Annotated in this window: 10 protein-coding genes; 1 reads left to right on the forward strand and 9 read right to left on the reverse strand. The window is 66.6% G+C overall.

Annotated features, from left to right (window positions below):
• The 4 genes from JFY56_RS07495 to pmbA all read right to left on the reverse strand — a co-directional run bounded on the left by JFY56_RS07495 (window position 1) and on the right by pmbA (window position 3,709).
• Window positions 1-450, reverse strand: a complete 450-nt coding sequence (locus JFY56_RS07495; RefSeq protein ID WP_208312906.1) for a hypothetical protein — start codon at window positions 448-450, stop codon at window positions 1-3.
• Between the two features lie 32 nt (window positions 451-482).
• Window positions 483-1,859, reverse strand: a complete 1,377-nt coding sequence (gene fumC / locus JFY56_RS07500) for a class II fumarate hydratase FumC (protein ID WP_208312907.1) — start codon at window positions 1,857-1,859, stop codon at window positions 483-485.
• Window positions 1,852-2,244 carry a FagA protein gene (locus tag JFY56_RS07505; protein ID WP_208312908.1) on the reverse strand — a complete coding sequence of 131 codons (393 nt, stop codon included), beginning with the start codon at window positions 2,242-2,244 and terminating at the stop codon, window positions 1,852-1,854. Before JFY56_RS07505 ends, fumC begins: the two co-directional genes overlap by 8 nt.
• Window positions 2,245-2,359: 115 nt before the next feature.
• Window positions 2,360-3,709 (reverse strand): metalloprotease PmbA, encoded by a 1,350-nt coding sequence (pmbA, locus tag JFY56_RS07510; RefSeq protein ID WP_208312909.1) that lies wholly within the window; start codon window positions 3,707-3,709, stop codon window positions 2,360-2,362.
• Between the two features lie 122 nt (window positions 3,710-3,831).
• Here pmbA and yjgA point away from each other — a divergent pair, with 122 nt between their 5' ends.
• Window positions 3,832-4,356 carry a ribosome biogenesis factor YjgA gene (gene yjgA, locus JFY56_RS07515; RefSeq protein WP_236032477.1) on the forward strand — a complete coding sequence of 175 codons (525 nt, stop codon included), beginning with the start codon at window positions 3,832-3,834 and terminating at the stop codon, window positions 4,354-4,356.
• A gap of 43 nt (window positions 4,357-4,399) precedes the next feature.
• Here the strand turns inward: yjgA and tldD are convergent, their stop codons facing one another.
• The 5 genes from tldD to JFY56_RS07540 are packed head-to-tail and all read right to left on the reverse strand — an operon-like array spanning window position 4,400 to window position 12,680.
• On the reverse strand, window positions 4,400-5,842 hold the full coding sequence (tldD, locus tag JFY56_RS07520; protein ID WP_208312910.1) for a metalloprotease TldD: 1,443 nt from the start codon (window positions 5,840-5,842) through the stop codon (window positions 4,400-4,402).
• A 4-nt stretch (window positions 5,843-5,846) separates the two neighbouring features.
• Window positions 5,847-6,695 carry a carbon-nitrogen hydrolase family protein gene (locus JFY56_RS07525; RefSeq protein ID WP_208312911.1) on the reverse strand — a complete coding sequence of 283 codons (849 nt, stop codon included), beginning with the start codon at window positions 6,693-6,695 and terminating at the stop codon, window positions 5,847-5,849.
• 54 nt (window positions 6,696-6,749) lie between these two features.
• A complete protein-coding gene (locus JFY56_RS07530; RefSeq protein ID WP_208312912.1) occupies window positions 6,750-10,574 on the reverse strand; it encodes a YhdP family protein in 3,825 nt (1,274 codons plus the stop codon).
• A gap of 13 nt (window positions 10,575-10,587) precedes the next feature.
• Complete coding sequence (gene rng, locus JFY56_RS07535) at window positions 10,588-12,045, reverse strand: ribonuclease G (protein WP_208312913.1); 1,458 nt, start codon at window positions 12,043-12,045, stop codon at window positions 10,588-10,590.
• A gap of 50 nt (window positions 12,046-12,095) precedes the next feature.
• Entirely contained in the window at window positions 12,096-12,680 is a 585-nt protein-coding gene (locus JFY56_RS07540; RefSeq protein WP_208312914.1) for a Maf family protein, read from the reverse strand.
• Between the last annotated feature and the right edge of the window lie 59 nt (window positions 12,681-12,739).

A 12,739-nucleotide genomic window follows, 5' to 3' on the forward strand; every position in this document is an offset into this window, starting at 1 on the left:
TTAGTGGTAACGCATCGATTGCGGTGTCGCGAACAGTCCCGGGCGCAGCTCCACGCTGCCCTGGCGGCTCAGCAGCCGTTCGGTGCGTGGATAGGTGCCGTGCTCGCCGATGAAATTGAGCAGTTCGACGTAGGTGCGGCGGCTATGCCGCACTGCCGCCGCACGCAGGTCCTCGTTCAACCGGGCATTCGCGCCGATCCTGAGCAGGCGCTCATGACAGGCGCAGAGATACTCGACGGTCTCCTCCGGCTGGCCCAGTTGCAGATGCAGGTCACCGAGGTTGTGGTGGGAGATGACGAAAGCCGCCACCGCCTCCTCGGCGTCGTGCCAGCGCTCCAGCAGCACCTGGGCCAGTGCCAGTGCATGGAGGTAGTGCTCGCGCGCATCGATCAACTCGTTGTTGATGAAGCAGCGGTTACCCATTTCGATGGTGCGTTGCCAATGGCGCATGGCACTTTCCTCCAGCATTGCGGCGCGAAGTATCAGAGACCGCCGGCGGTGAGCTTCTCCGGGTCCAGCAGGGTTTCCAGGCGGGCGCGGTCGAGATCGGTGTTTTCCAGCGCCACGTCGATGATCGGCCGTCCTTCGCGGTAGGCCTGCTTGGCGATCTCCGCGGCCTTCTGGTAGCCGATGATCGGGTTCAGCGCCGTCACCAGGATCGGATTGCGCGACAGCGCCTCGCGCAGGCTGGCGTCGTTGACCTTGAAGCTGGCGATGGCCTTGTCCGCCAGCAGACGGCTGACGTTGGCCAGCAGGTGGATGCTCTGCAGCAGGTTGTCGGCGATCACCGGGAGCATCACGTTCAGTTCGAAGTTGCCGGACTGGCCCGCCACCGCGATGGTGGCGTCGTTGCCGATGACCTGTGCGGCGACCATCGCCGTGGCTTCCGGGATCACCGGGTTGACCTTGCCCGGCATGATCGACGAGCCCGGCTGCAACGCTTCCAGCTCGATCTCGGCGAGGCCGGCGAGCGGGCCGGAGTTCATCCAGCGCAGGTCGTTGGCGATCTTCATCAGCGCCACGGCCAGGGTCTTGAGCTGGCCGGAGGCGGCCACCGCGGTGTCCTGCGCGCCGATCAGGGCGAAGAAGTCGTCGCCCGGACGGAACGCCAGGCCGGTCAGGGCGTTCAGCTCCTGGCAGAAGCGTGCGGAGAACTGCGGATGAGCGTTGACTCCGGTGCCCACCGCCGTGCCGCCCTGGGCCAGTTGCTGCAGCGCCGGCAGGACCGCTTCGAGGTTGGCCGTGGCCTGCCGTACCTGCTGCGCCCAGCCGCCGAGCACCTGGCTCAGGCGTACCGGCATGGCATCCATCAGGTGGGTGCGGCCGGTCTTGATGTGGTGATGAACCTCGCCGGCCTTGCGCTCGATGGTCTGCTGCAGGTGATTCAGCGCCGGCAGCAGGCGCTCCTGCAGTTCCAGCGCAGCGCTGATGTGGATGGTCGACGGGATGATGTCGTTGCTGCTCTGACCGCAGTTGACCTGGTCGTTGGGATTGACCGGACGACCCAGGCGACGGCCGGCCAGGGTCGCCACCACCTCGTTGGCATTCATGTTGGAGCTGGTGCCCGAGCCGGTCTGGAACACGTCGACCGGGAAGTGCTCCAGGCAGTCCCTGGCCAGCAGTTCCTCGCAGGCGGCGACGATGGCGCTGCCGACTTCCGCATCGATCTGCTCCAGCGCGACGTTCGCCTTCGCCGCGGCAGCCTTGGCCAGCAGCAGGGCGCGGATGAACGACAGCGGCATGCGCCGGCCGCTGACCGGGAAGTTGTTCACCGCACGCTGGGTCTGCGCCCCATACAGCGCGGCGGCGGGCACCGCCAGTTCACCCATGCTGTCGCGTTCGATACGGCTGTCAGTCATTCTCGATTCCTTCTTGCGGTTCGTGGTAACTCAGGGATGGCTGCATGTCCTGGCTTGCCAGGCGCAGCGCCAACTGGCTCAGTCGCTGGCGCTGCTCGGCGCTGCGGGCCAGGCATTGCAGTTCGTGGAATGGGCGGTAGGCGTGATTGAGGCAGTGGATGCGCCAGTGCCAGGGCAGGGCGATGTCATGGCCGGTGTCCAGCAACAGCTGGTAGCACTTCTCGAACAGATGCCAGGCCGGCACCCGCTCCCAGGCGACCAGGTAGCGCGTCTCGCCAAGGAACAGGTCCAGCAGCCGCGGCTCGTCAGGCTGCAGCGCACAGCGGATGCGGGTGCTCATCCAGTACCAGCGGCTGAGGACCGAGCGATCGATTTCGGCAAACATGACAATCTCTCAATCGATAATGAGATTGATTATTGTTTGCGAGAGATAAAAAAACAAGCCGCTCGTTGGGAGCGGCTTGTCAGGAAGGAGAAAACGTTGGGAGTTTTCGGGGAAATCAGTTCCCCGCGACCATCATGCGTTCCACCAGCACGGACCCCGTGTGCAGGTTGCCGCGGGTCTCGACATCGTTGCCGATCGCCACGATGCCGGCGAACAGGTCGCGCAGGTTCGCCGCGATGGTGACTTCCTGTACCGGGAACTGGATTTCGCCGTTTTCCACCCAGTAACCGCCGGCGCCGCGCGAATAATCGCCGGTCACCAGGTTGACCCCCTGCCCCATCAGCTCGGTGACCAGCAGGCCGCGGCCCATGCGCCGCAGCAATGCAGCCTGGTCCTCATCGCCGTGGGTGACGAACAGGTTGTGCACCCCGCCGGAGTTGGCCGTGCTCGGCATGCCAAGCTTGCGACCGGAGTAGGTGCCCAGCACGTAGGAAACCAGGTTGCCGTTCTCGACGAAGGGCTTGGCATAGGTGGCCAGGCCGTCGTTGTCGAATGCCGCACTACCCAGCGCCCCACGCAGCAGCGGGCGCTCGTCGAGGGTCAGCCACTCGGGGAACAGGCGCTGCCCAAGACTGCCTTCGAGGAAGGACGACTTGCGGTAGAGATTGCCGCCGGAGATCGCCGCGAGGAAATGCCCGAACAGACCGACCGCCACCTCCGGCGCGAACAGCACCGGCACCTCGGCCGTCGGCACCGGTCGCGCACCGAGCCGGCTGGCGGCCCGGCGGGCGGCGTGCTGGCCGATGGACTCGGGGCTGGCGAGCAGTTCGCCGCGACGGTTGACGTCATACCAGTAATCGCGCTGCATCTGCCCTTCGCCCTCGGCGATCATCACGCAGCTCAGGCTGTGCCGGGTGCTGGCGTAGCCGCCGATGAAGCCGTGGCTGTTGCCGTAGACCCGGCAGCCCTGATGGGTATTCAGCGTCGTGCCATCCGCCTTGGTCACCCGCGAGTCGGTGGCGAACGCCGCTGCCTCGCAGGCCAGCGCCAGCTCCACCGCCTGCTCCGGGCGCAGGTTCCAGGCGTGATACAGGTCCAGATCCGGAACATCGCGAGCCATCAGCGCCTGGTCGGCCAGCCCGGCGCAATCGTCTTCCGAGGCATGTTTTGCGATGGCCAGCGCGGCGGCGACAGTCTCGCGGATCGCCGCATCGCCGGTGGCCGAGGTACTCGCCGAGCCCTTGCGCTGGCCGACGTACAGGGTGATGCCGAAGCCCTGGTCGCGGTTGAATTCGACGGTTTCCACCTCGCCCTGGCGCACGCTGGTGGACAACCCCTGCTCCACCGAGACCGCCACCTCGCAGGCGCTGGCGCCTTGCCGCGTGGCTTCGGCGATGATCCGCTCCACCTGCTCGCGCAGCTCCGGAAGGACCTCAGGCCCGACGGCCGTGGCATGTTCATTCATCGCACCACTCTCCTGTTCCAATCGCCGTTGGCGGGGCACCTGCGCCCTGCGCCGATCCGGCCGGGCCGGACAAGCGGCCCTCGACTCGTTATCATGGCGGCGTTTTCCACTGGATCACCGCCATGGCTGAATATCACGACGACGACTCGCTCTTCGAAGAGAAGAGCAAGACGCAGATCAAACGCGAACTGCACGCCCTGCAGGACCTCGGTCAACGCCTGACTACGCTCAAGCCTGACGTGCTCGAGCGCCTGCCGCTCACCGACATGCTGCGCAAGGCACTGGCCGATGCACCCAAGCACAAGGCGAACGTCGCAAAAAAACGCCACGTGCAATACATCGGCAAACTGATGCGCGACCAGGATATCGAAGCCATCACCACCCTGATCGATCAACTGGACAGTTCGACCCGCGAATACAACGAGCGCTTCCACGCCCTCGAGCGCTGGCGCGATCGCCTGATCGGCGGCGGTGAAGACGCCCTGGCGAGTTTCTTCGCCGAATATCCCGACAGCGACCGTCAGCATCTCCTGCAACTGATCCGCCACGCCCAGCACGAGGCCGCTCACAACAAGCCGCCGGCCGCGGCGCGGAAGATCTTCAAATACATCCGCGAGCTCGACGAGCTGAAACGCGGACTGCGCTAAGCAAAACCGATAGCCGGAAGCGCCCTGCTTCCGGCATCCAGCATCAGGCTCCCGTCCCGCCCACGGTTATCGCATCGATCTTCAGGGTCGGCTGTCCGACACCCACCGGCACCGACTGCCCATCCTTGCCGCAAGTGCCGACACCGCTGTCCAGCGCGAGGTCGTTGCCGACCATGGATACCCGGCTCATCACTTCCGGACCGTTGCCGATCAGGGTCGCGCCCTTCACCGGGCGGGTGATCTTGCCGTTCTCGATCAGGTAGGCCTCGCTGGTGGCGAAGACGAACTTGCCGCTGGTGATGTCCACCTGGCCGCCGCCGAGATTGGCGCAATAGATGCCCTTCTCCACCGAGGCGATGATTTCCGCCGGATCGCTCTGCCCGGCCAGCATGTAGGTATTGGTCATGCGCGGCATCGGCAGATGCGCATAGGACTCGCGGCGACCGTTGCCGGTGCGGGCGACGCCCATCAGGCGCGCGTTCAGCTTGTCCTGCATGTAGCCCTTGAGCACGCCGTTCTCGATCAGCACGTTGCAGTTGGTCGGGGTGCCTTCGTCGTCCACCGAAAGGGAACCACGGCGGCCCGGCAGGGTGCCGTCATCGACGATGGTGCACAGGCTGGAAGCGACCTTCTCGCCGATCCGCCCGCTGTAGGCGGAACTGCCCTTGCGGTTGAAGTCGCCTTCCAGGCCGTGGCCCACCGCCTCGTGCAGCAGCACGCCGGACCAGCCGGCGCCCATCACCACCGGCAGGGTGCCGGCTGGCGCGGGGACCGCTTCGAGGTTGACCAGCGCCTGGCGCAGCGCCTCGCGGGCGAAGCTCATGGCGCGGTCTTCCTGAAGGAAGTAGCGATAGTCGGTACGCCCGCCGCCGCCATGCCCGCCACGTTCGCGGCGGCCGTTCTGCTCGACGATCACGCCGACGTTGAAGCGCACCAGCGGGCGGATGTCCGCCGCTAGCGAACCATCTGTCGCAGCGACCAGAATCTGCTCCCAGACCCCGGACAAACTCACCGTGACCTGCTGGATACGCGGATCGAGGGCGCGGGTGGCGGCATCGATCTTCTTCAGCAGCTCGACCTTTTCCGCCCGGCTCAGCACGTCGAGGGGATTCTCGCCAAGGTACAGGCGTTGCGGCACCACGGCCTTGAACGCCTGCACCTGGCCGTTCTGCCCGGCGCGGGAAATCGAGCGGGCCGCCTGCGCCGCCTGGCTCAGGGCTTCGCGGGTGATGGCGTTGCTGTAGGCGAAACCGGTCTTCTCGCCGGACTGCGCGCGCACGCCGACGCCCTGGTCCATGTGGAAGCTGCCTTCCTTGACGATGCCGTCCTCGAGCATCCACGACTCGGAGATCGCGCTCTGGAAATACAGGTCGGCGGCATCGATGCCCGGACCGCTCAGCTCATGCAGCAGAGGCGGCAACTGCTCGATATCCAGCCCGCCCGGGGCCAGCAGGTGCTGGCTGACGGATGACAACAACTCGCTCATTTATTCACTCCGTACGCGCCGGACGCGGTTCGCTCGGCGGAAAGAATCTTCTGTGTGCGGCGACCGGCATACGCTGCCGGACCGCCGCCTGTTCCTCGGCGTCGCGCCGGGCCAGCAGCACGGCCTCGCCGGTATCCTGCTCGGCGAGAACCCGGCCCCAGGGATCGACGATCGCCGAATGACCGAAAGTCTCGCGGCCGCGCGGGTGGCTGCCGCCCTGCCCCGCCGCCAGCAGATAGCACTGGGTCTCGATGGCGCGGGCGCGGATCAGCACCTGCCAGTGCGCAGCGCCGGTCACCGCGGTGAACGCCGACGGCGCAGTGATCAGTTCGGCGCCCGCCTCGCGCAGCGCGGTATACAGTTCGGGAAAGCGCAGGTCGTAGCATACCGTCAGGCCGAGCCGGCCGACTGGCGTATCCGCGACCACCACGTGCTGGCCGAAGGCATAGTCGTCCGACTCGCGATAACGCCCGCGGGCATCCGCCACATCCACGTCGAACAGGTGCAGCTTGTCGTAGCGCGCGGCGATCTCGCCGTCTTCGTCGACCAGCAGGGAACAAGCATTGGCCTTGGCCTGCGGCGCGCCTTCCGGCGGCAAGGGAATGGTCCCGGCGACTATCCACAACCTGAGGTCGCGGGCGGTGCTTTTCAACCACGGCAGGATTGGCCCCGCGCCCTGTGCCTCGGCCTGGCCGAGTTCGGCCAGATCGCGCCGACCCATGGCGGCGAAGTTCTCCGGCAGCACCGCCAGCCGCGCACCGGCGTCGGCAGCCTGCTGCAAGAGGCGACGGGCATCGGCGAGATTGGCCAGGACATCGTCCTGACTGACCATCTGGATCACTGCGATGGACATGAAGGGCTCCGACATCGTTTGGCTTTCATGCTAACCGATGCGCGGCCACTCTGCTCAGCGGGGTTTCTCGAAGGGTTTTTCGAAGGCGATCCGCGGATTCTGCCAGGGGCCACGCACGCTGTACTGCACGCTGGCGAAACGCGCCACCTGGTCGCCCAGCAGCTTGTCCACCACGAACAGCGCGCCGCCAATCGCCGGCGCGCCGACGATCAGCGCAGCCAGCGGCAGGTTGTTGCTCACCGGCAGGGTCACCAGCAGCTTGGCGTCGATGTTGTCGTGGGCGAGGTCGAGCGTGCCGTTCAGCTCCAGGTCGCTCGACGGACCTTCCACCTTCAGCGGCTGACGGGTGAGATAGACACCGTCGGTTGCCGCCAGCAGGCCGTGCACGCGGTCGTAGCTGAGCCCCTTGCCGAGCAGGTCGGAGAAGTCCAGGCGCAGGCGACGGTTGATTGCGTTGAAGTTGAGCAGACCGAAGACCCGCAGCGCCTGCGCACTGCCTTCCACCTCGACGAACTGCCCCTTGCGCATGCTGGCATCCAGGGTCCCGCTGAAGCGGCGCAGGCTGATGTGGGCCGGCGAGCCCGGCCAGGAGCCAGTGGCGTCGATGCGGAAGCGCTCGCTGGTGACACTCGGCGCGAAGTTCCAGGCCTTCAGCACATCGGCCAGCTCCTCGCCTTCCAGGCGCCCCTTGTAGCTGCTGCGGGTGGAGCCGGGCTGCCCTTCCCAGCGCAACTCGCCGCCGACCTTCAGGCCACGCAGGTCGAGATTGAGATTGGTGAAGCTGACGCCGGCCGGCGTGGGCCGCACGTTGAAACTCCAGGCGCCGATCGGCTTGCCGCCCTGCAGGATCTGCTTGATCGCCACATCCATGGCCGGCAGGCTGCGCGGATCGACATTCTGCAGCGGATCGGGGGCCAGCGACGGGTCCTTCGCCGGGTCCGTCTCGCTCTTCGGCAGGTCCAGCCGGTCCAGTTGCACCTGCAATGGACGGCCGGAGGCGTCGGGAATGTTCACCTGGCCGCTCGCCAGGCGACTGACCAGGCCGAGTTGCCAACCGCCACCACCCCGCCGCAGGTTCACCCCCAGATTGTCCAGGGACTGGCCGAAGCCCTTGAAGCGATCGATCTGCAGATCGACCCCACGCAGCAGGCCGGCAGCACCCTGTACACCGCCTTTGCTGTACTGCCTGGCCACCGCCAGCCAGGCATCCGCATCCAGCTCCGCCACCCGGCCACGCACCTGCAGCCCGGAAGCACCGGGCAACACGGCCGGCGCACCGCCCAGCTGCAACTGCCCGCGCCCGGCCAGCGGCCGATCCGCCGGCGCCGAGTAGGCAAGGCTGGCGCGATCCGCATAGGTCGCCCAGTAGCGCCGCTCGTTGCCGCCCAGGGTCATCCGCCACTCGCTCTGGCGGGTCTCATCCGCCGCCTTGCCGAACGGCGCCGGCAGGTCGATGGCAACCCCCTGTAGGTTGGAGCCGACCAGCAACTGGCTGTCGTCGCCCGCCAGCAGCAGGTTCAATTGATAGGGAACCCGCCCGTTCAACGGCAGCGGCTGGGTCACCGCAGCCCAATCGAGCAGAGTCTTCACTGGCGTCTGGCCAGCCAGCAGCACCCGCGTACGTGGGTTGCCGCGACTGCCTTCGGCGCGAATGCTGCCGGTCACCCGCGAACCCAGCACCTGGGCGCTGACGTTCTTCGCACTGAGACCGCTGTCGGTGTCGTAGCGGAAGTTGCCCTTGAGCTGGGTCAGATCCAGTTCCGGCCGGGGAATCCTGAGGCGCGCCCCGTCGCTGGCGAAGTCCACGATCACCCGGGCATTCTTCGCCTGCTCCCTGGCCAGCGGGATGTCCAGCTGCAGACGGCCTTTCAGGGCACCCTCGCCCTGCCAGCCGGCGAAGACCTGCTTCGCTCCGATCGGCGAATCCTGGAGGATCTTCAAGCCATCGCCGACGCTGCTGACGAGATCGCCATTGATATGCAGATGGGTGGTTTCCCCCGGCTCCACATGAGGAATATCGACCACCACATCGCGGACCTGGCTCTGCAGGATGCGGCCGCTGGACGCGCTGATATGCACGCCGCTGTCTTCCACCAGCACTTCGCCGTCGGCCTGGCTCAGTTCGGGCCAGCCCGGCTGGTAGTCCAGTTCGCCGCCGTGCACCTTGAAGTACAGGCTCATGGCGTGCGATTCCGGCGCGGCGCCGTGGTTCAGCGAGCCCTGCCACTGGAAATAGCCCTGCTCGACGCGCCCGGCCTTGATCGCGGTCTTCAGCCAGGCGGCAAGATTCTTGTTCATCGCCGGCAGCAGCGTCGGCAGGTACTTTTCGGTGAAGCGCGCATCGCCATCGCGCAGACCGACGCGCAGGTCCATGTAGTCCTCCTGCGCCGGATCGCGCGCCAGACGGATCAGCATGTCGCCGGCCAGGCTGCCTTCCTCGCCCTCGACGCGCATCAGCGGGCTGCCGAAGGTGAAGGCCTGTTCGTCCAGGCGCCAGAACAGCCGGGCATGGGCCTCGCGGTAGCGCCACGGCTGCGGGAACAGATGAGCCAGATGGAAGACGAAATCCTGCGCGGAGGCGTCGAACTGGCCGCCGCCGAGGTTGCCGTTGACGGTGCCGCTGACGTTCTCCATTGCCGGCACTTCATGGAAGGCGCTGACGCCGGCGCTCTCCAGGTTCATCGCATAGCTGACCCGCTCGGCGCCGGTGCGCTGCGGCCAGTAGTCGAGATTGACGTTATGCAGCACCCCGCGCGGGCTCAGGCCGGCCAGCCAGGTCACCACCACTTCCGGCAATGGCGCCAGCGCCGTGACGGTCGAGGTCAGCGGCGCCAGATCGATGCGGTCGGCGCGCAGTTGCCAACGCTCTTCGCCCTTGAGCTGGTGCTGCAGCTCAAGTTCCGCCTCGCCCCAGCGGGTATCGCCGAGATTGGCGGCGAGATTCGCCACCCGCAGGCGCAGGTCGTCGCCCTTGCGCTGCAGGAACAGGCTCACGCCGAGGTCGCCCAGCACCACCGGCGGGCGGTCGTCATAGGCCGCGGCCAGGCGCGGCGCATGCAGGCGCGCGGCAGCCGCCGTCGCTACGCCGCGCTCGACGGTCAGCCAGAGCTCGCCACCCGCGCGGAGTTCGGACAGCTTCCATTGCCGGGTCAGACTCGGCGGCAGCCATTTCGACCAATCGCTCTGCGGCAGGCTGAGGTACGACTTGAGCGAACTGCGCCGCCAGTCGTCACGGTTCAGGCGGGTATCGATGCGCAGCGCCAGCGGCTGTCCGTCCGGCAGGTTGAGGCGGCCTTCCAGGCTCTGGCGCCGACCGACGCCGTTGCGCAGGGTCAGTCCGACCTGGCTGAGCGCCACCGGCTCGGCATTGCGCGGCAGGAGAACGACCTGGCTGTCCAGCAGCGAGAGGCGGCGCGGCAACAGCAGCAGGTCGAGCAACTGGCGCGGGTCGCCACCTTCACGCCCAGCGGGCAGGCCCTCGACCTGCCAATGACTGCCCTCACCCTCGCGCAGGGCCAGGTGCAGGCCTTCCAGCTCCAGGTCAGCGACCTGCGGCTGGCGGGACAGCAGGCTGTCGAGCACATCCGGGGTCAGCCGGACCTGCTCCAGGCGCAGCAGGTTGGCGCCCTCGCCGATCTGGATATCGCGCGCGACCACCACCGGGCCGAAACCGCGCCAGCGGCCTTCGAGCGCACCGATCTGCACCGGCAAGCCGAGCCGCGCGGTCGCCCGCGTGGCCAGTTCCTCGCGGTATTCGCCGACCAGCGGCGCCAGTTGCCGCCCCAGGCTGACGTAGAGGGCGAGCAGTACCAGGCCGAGGGCGCAAAGCGCCAGGAGCACTCGCAGGGAGCTGGCTACCAGGCGGCCGAGGCGTTCCATTCAGCGCGGCGCCCTAGAGAAGGACCACGTCGTACTGTTCCTGGGAATACATCGGCTCGACCTGGAACTTGATGGTCCGGCCAATGAACATTTCCAGGTCCGCGACGTTTCCGGATTCCTCGTCGAGCAGGCGGTCGACCACCTTCTGGTTGGCCAGCACCAGGTAGGAATTGGCCTGGTAGGCGCGCGCCTCGCGGAGGATCTCCCGGAAGATTTCGTAGCAGATGGTTTCCGCGGTCTTCAGGTTGCCGCGCCCCTGGCAGCACGGGCACGGCTCGCAGAGTATCTGCACCAGGCTCTCGCGGGTGCGCTTGCGGGTCATCTGTACCAGGCCAAGCTCGGTGATGCCGATGATGTTGGTCTTGGCGTGATCGCGTTCGAGCTGCTTCTCCAGCGTGCGCAGCACCTGGCGGCGGTGATCCTCGTCCTCCATGTCGATGAAGTCGATGATGATGATCCCGCCCAGGTTGCGCAGGCGCAGCTGGCGGGCAATCGCCGTGGCTGCCTCGAGATTGGTCTTGAAGATGGTCTCTTCGAGGTTGCGGTGGCCGACGAAGGCGCCGGTGTTGACGTCGATGGTGGTCATCGCCTCGGTCGGGTCGATGATCAGGTAGCCGCCGGACTTCAGCAGGACCTTGCGCTCCAGCGCCTTCTGCACCTCGTCCTCGACGCCGTAGAGATCGAATATCGGCCGCTCACCGGGGTAATGCTCCAGGCGGTCGGCGATTTCCGGCATCAGTTCGTCGACGAATTGCGTGATCTTCTGGAAGTTCTCCCGCGAATCGACGCGAATCTTCTCGATCCGCGGATTGACCAGGTCGCGCAGGGTGCGCAGGGCCAGGGACAGGTCTTCGTAGATCAGCGTCGGCGCGCCGACGGTCTGGATCTGCGCGGCGATCTGATCCCACAGGCGGCGCAGGTAGCGGATGTCGGCAAGAATCTCGTCTTCCCCGGCGCCCTCGGCGGCGGTGCGCAGGATGAAGCCCCCCTGCTCGACGATGCCTTCCGTCTCGACGCAATTGGCGACCACACGCTTCAGGCGATCGCGCTCGACTTCGTCCTCGATCTTCAGGGAAATGCCGACATGGCTGGTGCGCGGCATGTAGACGAGGTAGCGCGACGGAATCGACAGCTGGGTGGTCAGGCGCGCGCCCTTGGTGCCGATGGGGTCCTTGGTGACCTGCACCACCAGGCTCTGGCCCTCGTGCACCAGCGCGCTGATGCTCTCCACCGCGCTGCCCTCGCGGGTGGAAATCTCCGCCGCATGAATGAACGCCGCGCGCTCCAGGCCGATATCGACGAAGGCCGCCTGCATGCCGGGCAGCACGCGGACCACCTTGCCCTTGTAGATATTCCCGACGATGCCGCGCCGCTGCGTGCGCTCGACATGGACTTCCTGCAGGACGCCGTTTTCCACCACCGCCACGCGTGATTCCATTGGCGTGATATTGATCAGGATTTCTTCGCTCATGCGTCCTCTGCCTTGTGTCGTGCCCGGTCGGTGGCGCTACTTCTTCTCGTTCAAGACTGCCAGCAAGGGATCGAGAAGTCAGCCAGCAGCTCTGCAGTCTCGCACAAAGGCAGGCCGACTACTGCGCTATAGCTGCCTTCCACGCGACTGACGAATACCGCAGCCAGTCCCTGGATGGCATAGCCGCCGGCCTTGTCCAGCGGCTCGCCGGTGGCCCAGTACGCCTCGGCTTCGGCCTCGGAAATCTCCCGGAAGAACACCCGGCTGCCGACGACCCGAGCCTCGCAGCGGTTGCGATCGGCCACGGCGACGGCGGTCAGCACCTCATGCTCGCGCCCGGACAGCGCGCGCAGCATGGCCAGCGAATCGTCGCGGTCGACCGGCTTGCCGAGGATGCGGCCATCGAGGATCACCGTGGTATCGGCGCCAAGCACGCAGACGTCCGCCCTCTGGGCAAGCATAGCCAGCCCGGCGAGCGCCTTGTCCCGCGCCAGACGCTCGACATAGGCGACCGGCAGCTCGCCGGACAGCGGGGTTTCGTCGATATTCGCGGGGACGCTGTTGAAAGGCAGGCCGATTTGCGCCAGCAGCTCACGGCGGCGCGGCGAACTGGATGCCAGGTAAAGCTGCGACATCATGACTCCCAAGTCAGGTACGCAAGTACTCGCGCCCACAGGCTCGAGGATGACCGCCC

Source organism: Pseudomonas schmalbachii (genome assembly GCF_017589465.1).
GTDB classification, from domain to species: Bacteria; Pseudomonadota; Gammaproteobacteria; order Pseudomonadales; family Pseudomonadaceae; genus Pseudomonas; species Pseudomonas schmalbachii.

What these genes read in the sequence shown, in the direction of transcription:
- JFY56_RS07495 (WP_208312906.1), bottom strand. Translation starts at nt 450, where the DNA reads ATGCGCCATTGGCAACGCACCATCGAAATGGGTAACCGCTGCTTCATC.
- fumC (WP_208312907.1), bottom strand. Translation starts at nt 1,859, where the DNA reads ATGACTGACAGCCGTATCGAACGCGACAGCATGGGTGAACTGGCGGTG.
- JFY56_RS07505 (WP_208312908.1), bottom strand. Translation starts at nt 2,244, where the DNA reads ATGTTTGCCGAAATCGATCGCTCGGTCCTCAGCCGCTGGTACTGGATG.
- pmbA (WP_208312909.1), bottom strand. Translation starts at nt 3,709, where the DNA reads ATGAATGAACATGCCACGGCCGTCGGGCCTGAGGTCCTTCCGGAGCTG.
- yjgA (WP_236032477.1), top strand. Translation starts at nt 3,832, where the DNA reads ATGGCTGAATATCACGACGACGACTCGCTCTTCGAAGAGAAGAGCAAG.
- tldD (WP_208312910.1), bottom strand. Translation starts at nt 5,842, where the DNA reads ATGAGCGAGTTGTTGTCATCCGTCAGCCAGCACCTGCTGGCCCCGGGC.
- JFY56_RS07525 (WP_208312911.1), bottom strand. Translation starts at nt 6,695, where the DNA reads ATGTCCATCGCAGTGATCCAGATGGTCAGTCAGGACGATGTCCTGGCC.
- JFY56_RS07530 (WP_208312912.1), bottom strand. Translation starts at nt 10,574, where the DNA reads ATGGAACGCCTCGGCCGCCTGGTAGCCAGCTCCCTGCGAGTGCTCCTG.
- rng (WP_208312913.1), bottom strand. Translation starts at nt 12,045, where the DNA reads ATGAGCGAAGAAATCCTGATCAATATCACGCCAATGGAATCACGCGTG.
- JFY56_RS07540 (WP_208312914.1), bottom strand. Translation starts at nt 12,680, where the DNA reads ATGTCGCAGCTTTACCTGGCATCCAGTTCGCCGCGCCGCCGTGAGCTG.